The sequence below is a fragment of the Shewanella sp. MF05960 genome (assembly GCF_050849305.1).
Classification (GTDB): domain Bacteria; phylum Pseudomonadota; class Gammaproteobacteria; order Enterobacterales; family Shewanellaceae; genus Shewanella.
Map to the genome: position 1 here is coordinate 38844 of NZ_JBOZPS010000018.1, position 13626 is coordinate 52469.

Annotated in this window: 14 protein-coding genes; 9 read left to right on the forward strand and 5 right to left on the reverse strand. The window is 38.7% G+C overall.

Annotated features, from left to right (window positions below; translation table 11 throughout):
- The first annotated feature begins 20 nt into the window (after positions 1-20).
- Positions 21-695, forward strand: coding sequence for an inovirus Gp2 family protein (locus tag ACROAE_RS16395; RefSeq protein WP_432403686.1), 675 nt, complete (start codon positions 21-23; stop codon positions 693-695).
- 258 nt (positions 696-953) lie between these two features.
- Here the strand turns inward: ACROAE_RS16395 and ACROAE_RS16400 are convergent, their stop codons facing one another.
- From ACROAE_RS16400 to radC, 4 genes are all read right to left on the reverse strand, one after another.
- Positions 954-1172 (reverse strand): helix-turn-helix transcriptional regulator, encoded by a 219-nt coding sequence (locus ACROAE_RS16400; protein ID WP_226411862.1) that lies wholly within the window; start codon positions 1170-1172, stop codon positions 954-956.
- A complete protein-coding gene (locus ACROAE_RS16405) occupies positions 1169-1729 on the reverse strand; it encodes a tyrosine-type recombinase/integrase (RefSeq protein WP_226411860.1) in 561 nt (186 codons plus the stop codon). Before ACROAE_RS16405 ends, ACROAE_RS16400 begins: the two co-directional genes overlap by 4 nt.
- Positions 1730-1862: 133 nt before the next feature.
- The gene (locus ACROAE_RS16410) at positions 1863-2267 is read right to left on the reverse strand and encodes a DUF2787 domain-containing protein (RefSeq protein WP_432403688.1); all 405 of its coding nucleotides are present in this window, start codon (positions 2265-2267) and stop codon (positions 1863-1865) included.
- 166 nt (positions 2268-2433) lie between these two features.
- Positions 2434-2910, reverse strand: a complete 477-nt coding sequence (radC, locus tag ACROAE_RS16415; RefSeq protein WP_432403690.1) for a RadC family protein — start codon at positions 2908-2910, stop codon at positions 2434-2436.
- 144 nt (positions 2911-3054) lie between these two features.
- Between radC and ACROAE_RS16420 the strand changes: the two genes are divergently transcribed.
- The 8 genes from ACROAE_RS16420 (at position 3055) to darG (ending at position 12569) form a co-directional block, all read left to right on the forward strand.
- On the forward strand, positions 3055-3255 hold the full coding sequence (locus ACROAE_RS16420) for a helix-turn-helix transcriptional regulator (RefSeq protein WP_432345755.1): 201 nt from the start codon (positions 3055-3057) through the stop codon (positions 3253-3255).
- A 155-nt stretch (positions 3256-3410) separates the two neighbouring features.
- A complete protein-coding gene (locus ACROAE_RS16425; protein WP_432403693.1) occupies positions 3411-6587 on the forward strand; it encodes a type I restriction endonuclease subunit R in 3177 nt (1058 codons plus the stop codon).
- Between the two features lie 122 nt (positions 6588-6709).
- Positions 6710-8215, forward strand: a complete 1506-nt coding sequence (locus ACROAE_RS16430; RefSeq protein WP_432403696.1) for an HsdM family class I SAM-dependent methyltransferase — start codon at positions 6710-6712, stop codon at positions 8213-8215.
- Positions 8205-9497 (forward strand): restriction endonuclease subunit S, encoded by a 1293-nt coding sequence (locus ACROAE_RS16435; RefSeq protein WP_432403698.1) that lies wholly within the window; start codon positions 8205-8207, stop codon positions 9495-9497. The genes ACROAE_RS16430 and ACROAE_RS16435 overlap by 11 nt, the downstream gene beginning before the upstream one ends.
- On the forward strand, positions 9494-10042 hold the full coding sequence (locus ACROAE_RS16440; protein ID WP_432403701.1) for a hypothetical protein: 549 nt from the start codon (positions 9494-9496) through the stop codon (positions 10040-10042). Before ACROAE_RS16435 ends, ACROAE_RS16440 begins: the two co-directional genes overlap by 4 nt.
- 6 nt (positions 10043-10048) lie before the next feature.
- Positions 10049-10882 (forward strand): ATP F0F1 synthase synthase, encoded by an 834-nt coding sequence (locus tag ACROAE_RS16445; protein ID WP_432403703.1) that lies wholly within the window; start codon positions 10049-10051, stop codon positions 10880-10882.
- A gap of 2 nt (positions 10883-10884) precedes the next feature.
- Entirely contained in the window at positions 10885-11490 is a 606-nt protein-coding gene (gene darT, locus ACROAE_RS16450; protein ID WP_432345766.1) for a type II toxin-antitoxin system toxin DNA ADP-ribosyl transferase DarT, read from the forward strand.
- 26 nt (positions 11491-11516) lie between these two features.
- Positions 11517-12569, forward strand: a complete 1053-nt coding sequence (gene darG / locus ACROAE_RS16455) for a type II toxin-antitoxin system antitoxin DNA ADP-ribosyl glycohydrolase DarG (protein ID WP_432345768.1) — start codon at positions 11517-11519, stop codon at positions 12567-12569.
- 49 nt (positions 12570-12618) lie between these two features.
- Here the strand turns inward: darG and ACROAE_RS16460 are convergent, their stop codons facing one another.
- Positions 12619-13191, reverse strand: coding sequence for a DarT ssDNA thymidine ADP-ribosyltransferase family protein (locus ACROAE_RS16460; RefSeq protein WP_432345769.1), 573 nt, complete (start codon positions 13189-13191; stop codon positions 12619-12621).
- Between the last annotated feature and the right edge of the window lie 435 nt (positions 13192-13626).

Here is a 13626-nt window from a genome sequence, read left to right on the forward strand (position 1 = left end):
TACAACATAGGAGAGTCATAATGAATGCTAGACACCATGAGAATAAGAACTTAGTTTTACTGAATGGAAGTCACTTTAATGGGGTGGTAGTTAATGGGAACTACCAACTGATAGAGAACCATCTTTATACCATTGAACGGGTACTTGGGTTCTCTCTTGAGGAGCACAAGCGAACGCTTGTCGTTCGATTTGATTTACACTTACCAGCTAGACCTAACTGTTGTGATTTCCCGTTAGAATATGGTTCAGATATCATCTCCCGCTTTCTCGCTTCATTTAAAGCTCAAGTGCAAGCAGACTTAATCAGAAAAATGAAACAGGGTAAACGGGTGCATCATTGCAACGCTAGATACGTCTGGACGAAAGAACGGAATGAGGCACAGCAGGACCATTATCATGTAGCCATCTTCTTGAACAAGGATACCTACCATAGTCTAGGAGACTATACTCAACCAGGTGATAACCTCGTAACTAGAATTGTGAAAGCTTGGGCTAGCGCGTTAGGGTTAGAATATTTCGATGCCAATAAACTGGTTCATTTCCCCCAAGACACGCCGTATTACATTCTAGATATGAATGCCTATAGTTTCCCATCTGACTATCAATCTGTTTTTAACAGACTAAGTTACTTTGCTAAGGTAGATACTAAGCATTACGGTAATAGGAGTCACTCTTTTGGGGCTAGTCGTAAATAGACTAAAAACGGCGTTTTAGAAGATAATATATACCTGAAGGCCTTTAGGGTGTTCTGTGGCATTTTAAAGCTATTCAAGTTCATTGGTTTAGTCTTCTTCTGATTTAACCAAGTGTCATCACTCAATAGCATAACTAAACGTAGGAGAGCGATAGGTCGATACATGACCTGAAGGAACAAGTGATAACACTGCCGCAGTAAACCTAACAATTAACCAAAAAAAAGAAATGGAGGTAGGCCCACTTCTTTGCATGGATGCTCAACGAAGCTGAACTCGTTGAAACATCTTTTGCTTAATCCATTCCCTTACTTCACTCTCTACCCACGCAACACTTCTTTTGCCAAGTTTAACCGGTTTGGGAAAACTGTTGTCTGCGCAGTACTTGTAAACTGTTGAGCGAGCCAGGCAAGTTAGCTTCATGACCTGTCGTAGCTTCAGCAGTTGTAAGTGCTCAGGTGTGGGTTGTAGAGTATTCATAGTTCAAGCTCCTGAAAGTCTTGGTCTACATCGTCTTGGGTAATACCAATGTATCGTAATGTAACGCCCTCAGAGCTATGCCTGAGCATCTTCATTACGCGGCCAATGTCTTTAGTGTTTTGGTAGAGATGATAGCCCCTGGTCTTTCTCATGGAGTGTGTGCCTAGTGCTAACTTTAACTCTTCACCAACTAACGCAAATGCTTTAGCCACAGCACGCCTTGTAAGCGGTCTGGGCTTGATGCTTTTAGATTGCTGATTACGAAAGGATTGGAATAGGTAGATATGGTGTGGATGGTTACGCTTGACTTGCTGTATATGAGCTAATACTTTTTGGTTAAGTTTAATGTTGGCTTGTTTACCAGTTTTCATTTCTTTGACAACTAATCGGTCTCCTTGAATATCGTTAAATTGAATCGACAGTAAATCAGAAATCCGTAGCGCAAGATTGAGGCCGATATTCCAAATGTCGGCCATTTGCTTACTACAGCGCATTTCTAATAAATGGCCAATGAGTTGAATGGTTTCATGCTTTTTGATTGCTTGTACTTCCGCCATGTTCAAGTTCCTTATTCGAGCTATCCGGGCGTTTTGGGTACTTCAGAGGGGTCTTTCGCTCTTACCCCTTGGTACATAAGGGTTTGCATGTTCCCGTTTTACCATTATGGGAACTTGGGATTTAAGGTAGGTTTTAGCCCAGTGCAATTTGTACTTGGTAAACATCCATATGGTGGTAGCTGATGAAATTGTCACTAAACAACTCAATGAGCTCTTTACCTTCATCATGGTTTATCCATCCACCAATCGAGCTATAAACTTGTTTGCTGTTAAAACAGATATCAATGTCCTTAATCAACTCATAACCGTGAAAGGCAAAATCAGTCACGTAGACTAAACGCCAATGATTAAGTTGTTTCTCAAGTCGTACTTCAACCGGATGAAAGCCACCGAGTTCAGGTGAGTAGTCAGGGTCTCTAAAATACAAAGTAATAGCGTTTGCATCTCGTGGTCGGGTATCGACTAATTCTTGCGAAAGTAACTGATAGAAAGATACTGGCATAACAGGTCTTTGATCCGTATCAATTGAAATGGTCATACAGCGGTCCTTAACACCAAAACACACAAATGCAGGGGATTAAGGGCGCATGCCTTTAATCCCTTGCTAGCTGGTGGCTGGTGAGTTGTGAGAGTAGAAAAGAAAGAGATGTTTGATAACGAGGTGTTATCGACAGTTGTTAGCACAGGGCCTTAAAAGGCAGTGGCTATAATAATCCCCGCTCTGCAAATGAAACGGGCGTAGTCCCAACAACGATGTGGTCCAATACCCTGACATCGATAAGCGCCAAAGCATCCGTTAGCTTCTTTGTTATCTGTTTGTCTGCCTGTGAGGGCTCAGGCTCTCCTGATGGATGGTTATGAGCAAAGATAACCGCAGCAGCATTCACTTCAAGTACAGCCTTCACCACTTCCCTGGGGTACACACTGGCAGCATCAATGGTGCCAAAGAACAGCTCACGAAACTCAATAAGCTGGTGTTGGCTATTCAGTAGCATCACGCCAAACACTTCCCGTTCATAACCCCCTAACTTGTATAACAGGAAGTCTTTAGTGCTTTGTGGGTTTGTGTACACGTCCTGATGGTTAAGTTTTTCAGCAATGATGTTAGCAGCACTTTCAAGAATTTGAAGCGCAGTGGTTGGCCAATGCAAGGCCGTTTTGTTGTTAGGTTTGGTGTGCATAAAAGTCTCCTTTAGTCAGTTAATGGCTTATGCACAGGAGTGATATATATCTGAAAATTGTTGGAATCGTGTTGGGGTAATCAGCATCCATCTAAATTTTTATTCGCTCAACTCATGTTGTGAATCAAACATGAGGAATTCACAATGAGACTAATTAAACTGAAAGCTGTGATGGATTGTACTGGGCTAGGACGTTCGACTCTTTATAAATACATTGCTGATAAAACCTTTCCAAAACCGGCTAAGCTTGGCAAAAGAAGTGTTGCTTGGGTAGAAAGCGAAGTACAAGATTGGATTTTAGACAGGATAGAAGAGCGGGATTTGAATATTGATACATTGAACTAGCTTATCAATTGTCTGATAGTTAAATTTCAAAATCACTTGGATGATATGATTTATGTCATTGTTTATTATTTGATTATCAAATACTCTCTAAGCTAAGTTTTAAGCTTGATGTTAACACTAACATTAGTTTGTATTGTAGTTAGAACAGGGACGCTATGACTAAGCACAATGAAGATACACGGGTAAAAATACCAACCATACTTCACCTCACTAGGTTAGGTTATAAATATCTATCTCTGAAAGAAGCAACATGGTGTACCGACACCAACATTTTCACTGATATCTTTAAAGAATCATTAGGGCGTATCAATCCAGAAATGGATGATGCTGATATCGAGCGTTACCTAAATGACTTAAAGCTGAACTTAGATAACGAAGACTTAGGTCGCGCCTTTTATGAAAAGCTAACAAACCGTTCTGGAACAAAGCTTATTGATTTTGATAACTTCTCAAATAACAGCTTGCATGTTGTAACTGAGCTTACTTACAAAAATGGTGATGAAGAGTTTAGGCCTGATATAATTCTACTCATAAACGGTATGCCGCTAGTCTTCATCGAAGTTAAAAAACCAAACAACAAAGATGGTGTTATAGCTGAACGGAATAGAATTAACACCCGCTTTCAAAATCCTAAATTTAGACGATTCGTTAATATTACCCAGCTCATGTTGTTTTCAAATAACATGGAATATGATGATGGAAGCTCAGAGCCTATTCAAGGTGCGTTCTATGCAAGTGCTTCCTACACAAAACCTATTTTTAACTATTTTCGAGAAGAAGAAGTCCTCAACCTTACTAAGCTGCTTAAGCCTTTAGAGGATGAAACGGAGAATTTTGTCTTAAAAGACAATAACTACAGCGTTATTAAACATAGCCCTGAATTCATCACCAATAAAGATCATGATGCTCCAACCAATAGAATATGTTCGTCGCTACTTAACCCTGAACGACTTGAGTTTATTCTGCGCTATGCGTTGACCTATGTTAAAGAGACTGATGGCTTACAAAAACATGTAATGCGTTACCCGCAGCTGTTTGCGACCAAAGCCATAGAATCTAAGTTAAGTGAAGGGATTAAAAAAGGCATTATTTGGCATACCCAAGGAAGTGGTAAAACTGCATTAGCTTATTACAACGTTAGATTTTTAACTGATTATTATCAGCAGCAGAACATCATTCCGAAGTTTTACTTTATTGTTGATAGGATCGACCTACTCATTCAGGCTCAGCGAGAATTTACCTGTCGTGGTTTGATGGTACATACGGTTAACTCCCGAGAGGCTTTTGCTCAAAGCATCAAGGCTACTAAGGTCATTCACAACGATTCAGGCAAGCCTGAAATCACAGTTGTTAACATCCAAAAATTTGAAGATGATCCTAATGTTGTTAGAACTATCGATTATGACATTAACATTCAACGTATTTACTTTTTAGATGAGGTACACCGCAGCTATAACCCTAAAGGCAGTTTTCTAGCAAACCTTACACAGTCAGACCCAAATGCCATTAAGATAGGCTTGACGGGGACACCACTATTACTAGAAGAGAAAGACAAAGATCCGACTAAAGAGACAAAGGCATTTAGTTCAAAGCAAATCTTTGGTAACTACATCCACAAGTATTATTACAATGCTTCAATTGCTGATGGTTATACCCTGCGATTAATCCGAGAAGAAATTGCAAGTAACTATGTGTTAGAGATGCGCCAAGCGTTAGAGGAAATAAAGCTACAACAAGGCAGCATAGACAAGAAAGACGTTTATGCACACGCAAAATTTGTAAAGCCGATGCTTAAGTACATAATTCAAGACTTCGAAAATAGCAGAACAACATGGAGCGATAACACCATTGGTGGGATGGTGATTTGTGATAGTTCAGAGCAAGCTAAGGAGCTTTTTAAGCAGTTCAATGATACTTATGCGACTAAGCCTATTTTACCAGCGACTTCAAAAACTGAGGCCGTACAGGTAAACGAAAATGAAGTCAATGAAGTGAGCCCTAAGTATCTTGGGCAGATAAAACGAGATAATCAAGTTCATTCCGCAGCACTGATTTTACATGATGTCGGTAGCAAAGATGAACGCAAGGATTGGGTCGAAAAGTTTAAAGCGGGTGAGATAGATTTTGTATTTGTTTATAACATGCTCCTCACTGGCTTTGATGCAAAGCGCTTAAAAAAACTCTACCTAGGCCGTGTTATTAAAAAGCACAACTTGCTGCAAGCATTAACCCGAGTCAACCGCACATACAAAGACTTTCGTTATGGTTATGTTGTTGACTTTGCCGATATCAGTACCGAGTTTGACGCAACGAACAAAGCCTACTTCGAAGAGCTTAAAGGTGAGCTTGGCGATGAGATGGAGAGTTATTCAAATCTATTTAAAAGTCACGAAGAGATAAGACAAGAGATAGAATATATAAAAGATGTTTTATTTCAATTTGATATTGAAAATGCCGAACTATTCCAACAACAAATTAGCCAAATATCAGACCGAAAACAGGTATTAGTCTTAAAAAAAGCTCTTGAGGGTGCTAAAGACTTGTATAATCTCATTCGTCTTCAGGGTGATGTAGAACAGCTGCAACAACTCGATTTCGCTAAGCTCAACGTCCTGTATAGATATACCAATGATCACCTTGGAAGCTTGAACCTAAAAGAGCAAATAGAGAACCATGCAGATACAACCAACTTACTAAATGCGGCTCTTGAAGACGTAGTATTCATGTTTACAAAAATTGGTGAAAGTGAACTTAAACTAGCTGATGAATTGAAAAATGCTTTACGTAAAACCCGTGAAGCATTGGCAGGTAACATAGACCAAGTTGATCCCAAGTTTATCTTCTTAAAAGAAGAGTTAGAGCGCCTATTTAAAACCAAGAACCTGAGCGAAGTAAGCCAAGAAGAAATGAATAAAAATATCGGTGCGCTAAGAAAAATTCACGAGCGTGTCAAAGAACTAAACCTTGAAAATAGCCGCTTTAAGTCAAAATACTTAGGCGACGAAAAGTACGCCAGAACACATAAACGTCTGCTTGAAGAAATGCGTGGTGAAGGAAAACAAAGCAAGTTGTTCACAAGTACTGAAAACTTAGTGGAACGTCGTATCTTTGAAGCGTTAGCTGCGATAAAACAATTAACTGATGACCAGGTACTGAACAATCAGCAATTACTAAACAACGAGAGCTACTTTGAACGTACAGTTATGCCTAATACGATTAGGCAGTTTAAGGTAGAGCAAAATATCAATCTAAGTCCTGTCGCGGCCAAGCATATTAATACATTGGTTGTGCGGGAATACTTAAACGAATTTAATGGTAGAAGCCCGTGGTAGAGCAAGATTTTCAAAGTAAAACAAAGCAACTTATCGATGACTTAAAGTCAACGTGTGCACGTAACGGTTTAGGTAATGACGCCAGTGAATTTAAAATCATTACCCAGGTGTTTTTATACAAGTTGCTGAACGATAAGTTCACTTATGAAACCAAGCAAATTGAACCAAAGTTGGCGAGTAGCGACAACTGGGAGCAAGCGTTTGTCGCATTAAGTGATGATGAACGAGAAATGCTGGCAATGCAATTACCTGCTGATGCAGCACAATTAAAGCAAGAGCATTTTATTTCCACCTTGTTTGCTCAACAGAATGAAGCAGATTTCGCTAAATTGTTTGATGATACACTGCGTGATATCGCCATGTTGAATAGTGATACCTTCTCTGTTATGACAGACTCAGGTGAAAAAGTCGCACTATTTGAACCTATTAGTGAATATGTCACGGTAAGTAAGCGTGACAACTTTTGCCGAGCAATCATTAACAGCATTGCTGAATTTAGCTTTGAACGTATCTTTACTCAAAAATATGACTTCTATGCTGTAATTTTTGAGTACCTAATTAAAGATTACAACAGCAACTCTGGTGGTAAATACGCCGAGTACTACACCCCGCACGCAGTTGCGCGCATTATGGCAAGTATTCTAGTACCGAAGGATCTGCAGGGTAAAATTAGCAATGTGAGTTGTTACGACCCATCAGCGGGTTCTGGCACCTTATTAATGAACGTGGCTCATGCAATTGGTGAAAGCCGCTGCTCTATCTTCACTCAGGACATTTCCAAGAAGTCATCGAACTTACTTAGACTCAATTTAATATTGAATAATCTAGTGCATTCAATACCAAATGTGATTGAGGGTGACACCATGCGCTACCCGCATCACAAGGATGGGGCAACCCTGAAGCAATTTGATTACATCGTATCAAATCCGCCATTTAAGCTTGATTTCAGTGAGATTCACGAAGAGCTGGAAGGAAAAGAGCATCAAAAACGTTTCTTTGCTGGAGTTCCTAAAGTACCAGCCCAAGCTAAAGATAAAATGGCAATTTACCTACTATTTTTACAGCACATTATTCATTCACTAAAAGCCGATGGTAAAGCTGCTGTTGTGGTACCTACAGGGTTCATTACTGCTCAATCTGGAATTGATAAAAAAATCCGTCAGCATTTAGTGGATAATAAAATGTTGGCAGGAGTGGTTTCCATGCCATCTAATATTTTTGCTACAACAGGTACAAACGTCTCAATTCTGTTTCTTGATGCCAGCAACAAAGGTGATGTAGTACTAGTTGATGCATCAAACTTAGGGACAAAAGTTAAAGAAGGTAAAAACCAAAAAACGGTATTAAGCGCAACGGAAGAACAGCAGATCATTGATGTTTTCAATCAGAAAGAAGCTTTAGATGATTTGTCTGTTGTAGTGGGTTATGGCGATATCGTGGCAAAGAATTATTCATTGAGTGCAGGCCAGTACTTTGAAGTAAAAGTTGAGTATACCGATATAACGCCTGAGCAGTTTAAAGAAAATATGGGAAACTATAGCTCGAACTTGGAAAGTATGTTTGAAAAGTCCCGAGAGCTAGAAAGTGTTATTAAAAATCAGCTGGCAGGACTGAAGTATGAAAACTAAGACGCTTGCTGAACTTTCATTAAGAATTTCTAGTGGACTCACGCCTCTTCGGAGTAACCCACTATTTTGGGCTGGTGGTAATGTACCCTGGCTAAAAACTGCGCAACTAGGTGAGAAGTACATCTATGCAACATGTGAGCATATTACGGAAGAAGCGCTTGAAAAAACAAGTATTAAGCTTTCCCCGAAAAATACGTTATCAATAGCTATGTATGGAGAAGGTAAAACTAGAGGTAATGTTTCTATATTAAAGAAGGCAATGACAACTAATCAGGCTTGTTGTAATGTTGAAATTGATCCAGATAAAGCAGATATTGAATACGTATATTACTTCTTAAAAAATCAATACAATGAATTACGCAACCTATCTTCAGGTGTACGAAAGAACCTTAATTCAGGTGATATAAAAGGCTTCCCCATTCGACTTCCTGAGGCTGTCATTGAGCAAAGTCGTCTTTCTGCGGTCTTAAAAGCTATTGACCAAAAAGTTGAACTCAACACTCGTATTAATACAGATTTAGACGCTATGGTTAAAACATTGTATGCCTATTGGTTTGTACAGTTCGATTTTCCAAATGAAGATGGGAAGCCGTATAAAACATCTGGCGGAGAGATGGTTTATAACGAAATATTAAAATCTGAAATACCTTTGGGGTGGGACGGTAACTATTTATCTGACTGGATAAAAGCAGATAAAACGGGAGATTGGGGTAAGGAAGCACTGCAAGGAAATTACACTCTTCAAGTTGATTGCATTCGAGGTGCTGATATAAACGGATTAAATGGAACAGGTAAAGTTGCCGCTCCAAATCGATTTATCCTTGAGAAAAATACACATAAATTGCTTTTACCTTTTGATTTTGTAATTGAAATATCTGGTGGCAGTCCAGCGCAGTCTACAGGTCGAATATCTGTAATTACGGAAGAAGTACTCGAACGTTTTGAACACCCCGTTATTTGTTCTAACTTCTGTAAGGCTATCTCACTAAAAAATAGTTCATATTTTTATAACTTTAGCTACATGTGGCAGTGGATTTACGATCATGAAATTCTATTTGGTTGGGAAGGTAAAACGAGCGGAATTAAAAACCTTCTGTTTGATGCATTTGTCACTAAATATCATGTTGCGATGCCTCCGGAAAATCTTGCAAAAAAATTCTATGATTTTGTTAGTCCTTTGCAGAGCAAGAAACAAACGTTACTAAAAGAAAACGCTGAGTTAGAGTCTTTGCGAGATTGGCTGCTTCCTATGCTAATGAATGGTCAAGTTACTATTAAATGACAAATATTGCGTATCGGCTATTACTTACCATTACTGCAACATCATTGTTGCTGATAATTTTTGTGGTGCAGAAAGGCTTCACACTAGGTCACTTTTTTGAAAAGTGTACTTACTTGGCGGGGCTGCCGAATGCAATTTCATACATTCTTTATCTGTTAGTGCCAATAGCGTTAAGTGGACTAAGTATTTTACTAAGTCGGTTTCTTGGTAAAGATGAATTTACAACTGGTCAGGTGGTTGAGATTGAACATGCTAACAACAGCTTTCTTCCTAGCTACCTGGGATACTTTTTTGTTGCACTAAGTATCAATAACTGGGAAACCTTGGGCTTTGTATATGGCGTGCTATTCGTGTTTACCTTCCTATCGCAAGCACTCTACTTTAACCCACTGTTTTTGTTGTTTGGATTTGAGTTCTACAATATCAAAACTAAAAACGGTGCAGCTATATTTTTGATAAGCCGACATAAATATAAAACGCCTGATGAAATTGTCATCGATGAGGCCTACAGAATCAATAATTATACATTTATAGAGAGAGGTTAATGCTACATGGATCATGTACTAGTCAAAGTTAAGGGATTACGAAAAAAGCCTTATTTAAAAATGATTTCTAATTACACGCTGTATGACCCTGTGGCGATTGATTTAGGTGCTTGCGTGCCTTACACCCCCGATCATAATCTTGATGAAGATGCCTGGTTTAAAATAGAGGATTTTAAAGCACAACCATATTGTCTACAGTTATTAAAAACAGATTTTAACTCTGTTGAGTATGATGATTTAACCAAAGGTCAGTTTGGCAAAATTGGTTTTGTTTTTGCTGTACAGGACAATGATTTTTACTTTCAAAAAGTAACACCTTCATTATTTATAAATAAAAAAATGATCGCTTTCGGTGAAGCGGCAGAAGTTGAAGATAACAGTACTCGATTGGTTATTAATACTCTACCCGATGCAGTATATTTTAAAGATGATGATACGCTTATTTTCCGTAACTTAGCGACCATATCTAGCATTTTTAAAGGGATTGATACTCTTTACAAGGAAGCAACCAATGATGAGGTTGAGGCTTTTTTAGAAGAAGATTTTATTGAATTATCGAATGGTTACGGTATGAATAAGGTCTCTAAGCCAAATCGAAAACGTATTGCTTTAGCAATGGACACATTAGCAGCAATGCCAGCAGCAGACCGCGACCAAATGTACTCGTATATTCATAGCTACTGTGAGAAAAAACTTAAATTTGATAAGGATAACAGCAAGTTTGAAATCACCACGGATGATGAACTGAAGTACTTACTCTACGGTATTGAGCAGCGTTTCTATACCACTGAGTTTGGGCATGAAAAGCGTTTGGCTAACTCTGTACAGGCTATGGATTAAAAATGACAGTCAAAGTATCACACATTACTCATGTTGATAACTTGGGGAGCATCTTAGAGCAGGATTGCCTGTGGTCGGATGCGAAGCGTATTGAACTTGGGCTAATGAATCAGAATATTGGTTATAGCCACATAAAGCAAAGGCGTCTAACTCACCTGGTTTCTGTAGCAGCTGGTGGAACAATAGGCCAATATGTACCATTCAATTTCTGCCCACGGTCAGTTATGCTTTACGTAATTTATCAGGGCCACGAAAATTATGATGGTGGACAAGAGAAAATAGTCCATTTAATTTCGGACACTGATACAGTAAGAGCCACAAACCAAGACTGCTTTTTTACCGATATTCACGCGGATTTAGCTTTTGCCGAACAAATTGATGACTTTAACCGTATAAACGAGCTCAACTTTAATAAAATTCATGCTAAATACTGGCAAGAATTCAAAGAGGAAAAGCAAGCAGAGTTTTTAGCTTATCAAGCAGTTTCTTGGAATTGTATTCGACAGATTGCAGTAAAAACGCCAGAATTAGCATTAGAGGTAGAACAGCTACTCTCTACATCAAGCCACAAGCCAGAAATTCTAATCAAGCCAGAATGGTATTATTAAGTGAGTGACTCAAAATGATTTCATATGTGAAAGGAAACATTCTGCACGATCAAGCGGATGCCATTATCAATACTGTAAATACTGTCGGTGTTATGGGGAAAGGTCTTGCACTCCAGTTTAAAAAAGCATTTGATGAAAATTATGCAATTTACAAAGTTGCATGCGACAACAAAGAAATGACAACAGGGAAGATGCTAACGACCTCTACCAACTCCCTAAATCCGCCATATTACATCATAAACTTTCCTACTAAAGCTCATTGGAAAGGTAAGTCTAAGCTTGAATATATCCATGAAGGCTTAAACGATTTGAAATCAGAAGTTAAGCGTCTAGAGCTCACCTCTGTAGCTATTCCAGCATTAGGTAGCGGTTTAGGTGGGTTGCCTTGGAATTTAGTTGAAGAAGAGATAAAAAGATCATTATCTGATATGCCAGAAGTGGAGTGGAAAATCTATCCTCCTCAAAATGCACCAAAAGCTGAGCAGATGGTCAATCGTACTGCACGCCCAAGAATGACAAAAGGCAGAGCCGCTGTAATAGGTTTGATTAATGAATATCTAACGACGGGCTTACATTACAAGTTGTCTTTGCTGGAAGTTCAGAAACTAGTTTACTTTCTCACTACGGCGGGAGAAAAACTAAATAAGGTACAGTTTCAAAAACATCATTATGGCCCATACGCTGATGTTTTAAGGCATGTACTTGAAAAGATGGAAGGACATTTTATTTCTGGATATGCTGATGGAGCTAATAAACCAGACATACCTATTAAACTCCAAGAAAAAGCTGCTGTTGAAGCTCAGGCCTTTTTAGCCGAGCATCCTAGTACGAAAAAGCATTTTGATGATGTTAAAAGGCTCGTAGATGGTTTCGAATCTCCATATGGGATGGAATTATTATCAACAGTTCATTGGGTCGCTACTCAGGAATGTTCTGCCGAGTGCATTGAACTTGAAGACTTAGTTAGTAAGGTGCATTCTTGGAGCGAACGTAAAGCTTTAATGAAGCCAGCCCACATCCAGGTTGCACTGCAAAGGCTTTATGATGGACAGTGGCTCAATAAGACAGCTCCGATCTAAATAAATACTTGTAGGTGCTTCTATCATTAAAAGAAGCACCTATCGTTTACTACCGTCTAAACATTCCACGGTTAACGACTACGTCGATTTGTAATCTTCTATCCCTTAGAAGCATTTCAACATTTTGTTTAACTCTATCATTAGAAACGAATAGCTTAAAAAAATCGGCGACTGGTACAATTTTTGGAGATAGGCATTCTGCCATACAAACGCTTTTCGAGTTATCATCATGATAATCACGAAGATTCATAGCCTCCCAATCAATAGTTTCCATTCCTTCGGCATAACTTAAAATCCTAATTCCCTCACGTGCAAGAGGGTGGCGTGGAATAATTTGCCAATTACGAGCTTCAGCAACCGCTCGTCTAACACTAATTAACACAAAATCACTATCAGGATATTCTTCGTGTACACGCCCATCGAAAGGGTTCGCAGCAAAAAAGTGAAACGGTACATATGTCTCTAATCTATGAGCTTCTCTGCCCTTTAGAATGGCATGATCAGCTACATCGTCGAAATCGTTCAAATCTTTTCGAGGTAACAATCCATGTTCTAAAATTCCAGTCAAATTATCAGTGCTAGTAATATGATAAATTAACTTTTGTACTTTTATGTCTGTCATTGCAATCATCCTTGTTCACTACTAAGTTCTCGATACTAGCTTTATATAACAGATCTGAACTAAGAGCTATATCAACAAACAGTAAACATCTAGTTTTTAAAGTAATAAGTGCCCAGTTAAAGCTGATGCAATACCTATAATAACTAGCTCCAAATGCGAAAAGTGGTTAAAAATCTCTATTTACTATTTGAATCACCAATTGACCTCACTACAATCAAAGCGGAACTAAACAGGCGATTGAAACCATCAATTTAGAACAATAAATCACATAAGCAATTGTTGTAAATCACAATAATAGAATAACCAATATTCAGATTCGGAAGAGATTGTGAATTGCCCATATATTAAAAAAACTCAGTGGTCTTCCCTGTTTTATTTCAATAGCTATTATGTTGCAGTACGTTGATGTGCTTATGGTTCAACCAGGGGGAACCA

Coding starts and splice junctions, on each gene's coding strand:
- ACROAE_RS16440 (WP_432403701.1), top strand. CDS start 9,494: ATGACAAATATTGCGTATCGGCTATTACTTACCATTACTGCAACATCA.
- ACROAE_RS16445 (WP_432403703.1), top strand. CDS start 10,049: ATGGATCATGTACTAGTCAAAGTTAAGGGATTACGAAAAAAGCCTTAT.
- ACROAE_RS16425 (WP_432403693.1), top strand. CDS start 3,411: ATGACTAAGCACAATGAAGATACACGGGTAAAAATACCAACCATACTT.
- ACROAE_RS16420 (WP_432345755.1), top strand. CDS start 3,055: ATGAGACTAATTAAACTGAAAGCTGTGATGGATTGTACTGGGCTAGGA.
- ACROAE_RS16410 (WP_432403688.1), bottom strand. CDS start 2,267: ATGACCATTTCAATTGATACGGATCAAAGACCTGTTATGCCAGTATCT.
- ACROAE_RS16400 (WP_226411862.1), bottom strand. CDS start 1,172: ATGAATACTCTACAACCCACACCTGAGCACTTACAACTGCTGAAGCTA.
- radC (WP_432403690.1), bottom strand. CDS start 2,910: ATGCACACCAAACCTAACAACAAAACGGCCTTGCATTGGCCAACCACT.
- ACROAE_RS16435 (WP_432403698.1), top strand. CDS start 8,205: ATGAAAACTAAGACGCTTGCTGAACTTTCATTAAGAATTTCTAGTGGA.
- darT (WP_432345766.1), top strand. CDS start 10,885: ATGACAGTCAAAGTATCACACATTACTCATGTTGATAACTTGGGGAGC.
- ACROAE_RS16460 (WP_432345769.1), bottom strand. CDS start 13,191: ATGACAGACATAAAAGTACAAAAGTTAATTTATCATATTACTAGCACT.
- ACROAE_RS16395 (WP_432403686.1), top strand. CDS start 21: ATGAATGCTAGACACCATGAGAATAAGAACTTAGTTTTACTGAATGGA.
- ACROAE_RS16405 (WP_226411860.1), bottom strand. CDS start 1,729: ATGGCGGAAGTACAAGCAATCAAAAAGCATGAAACCATTCAACTCATT.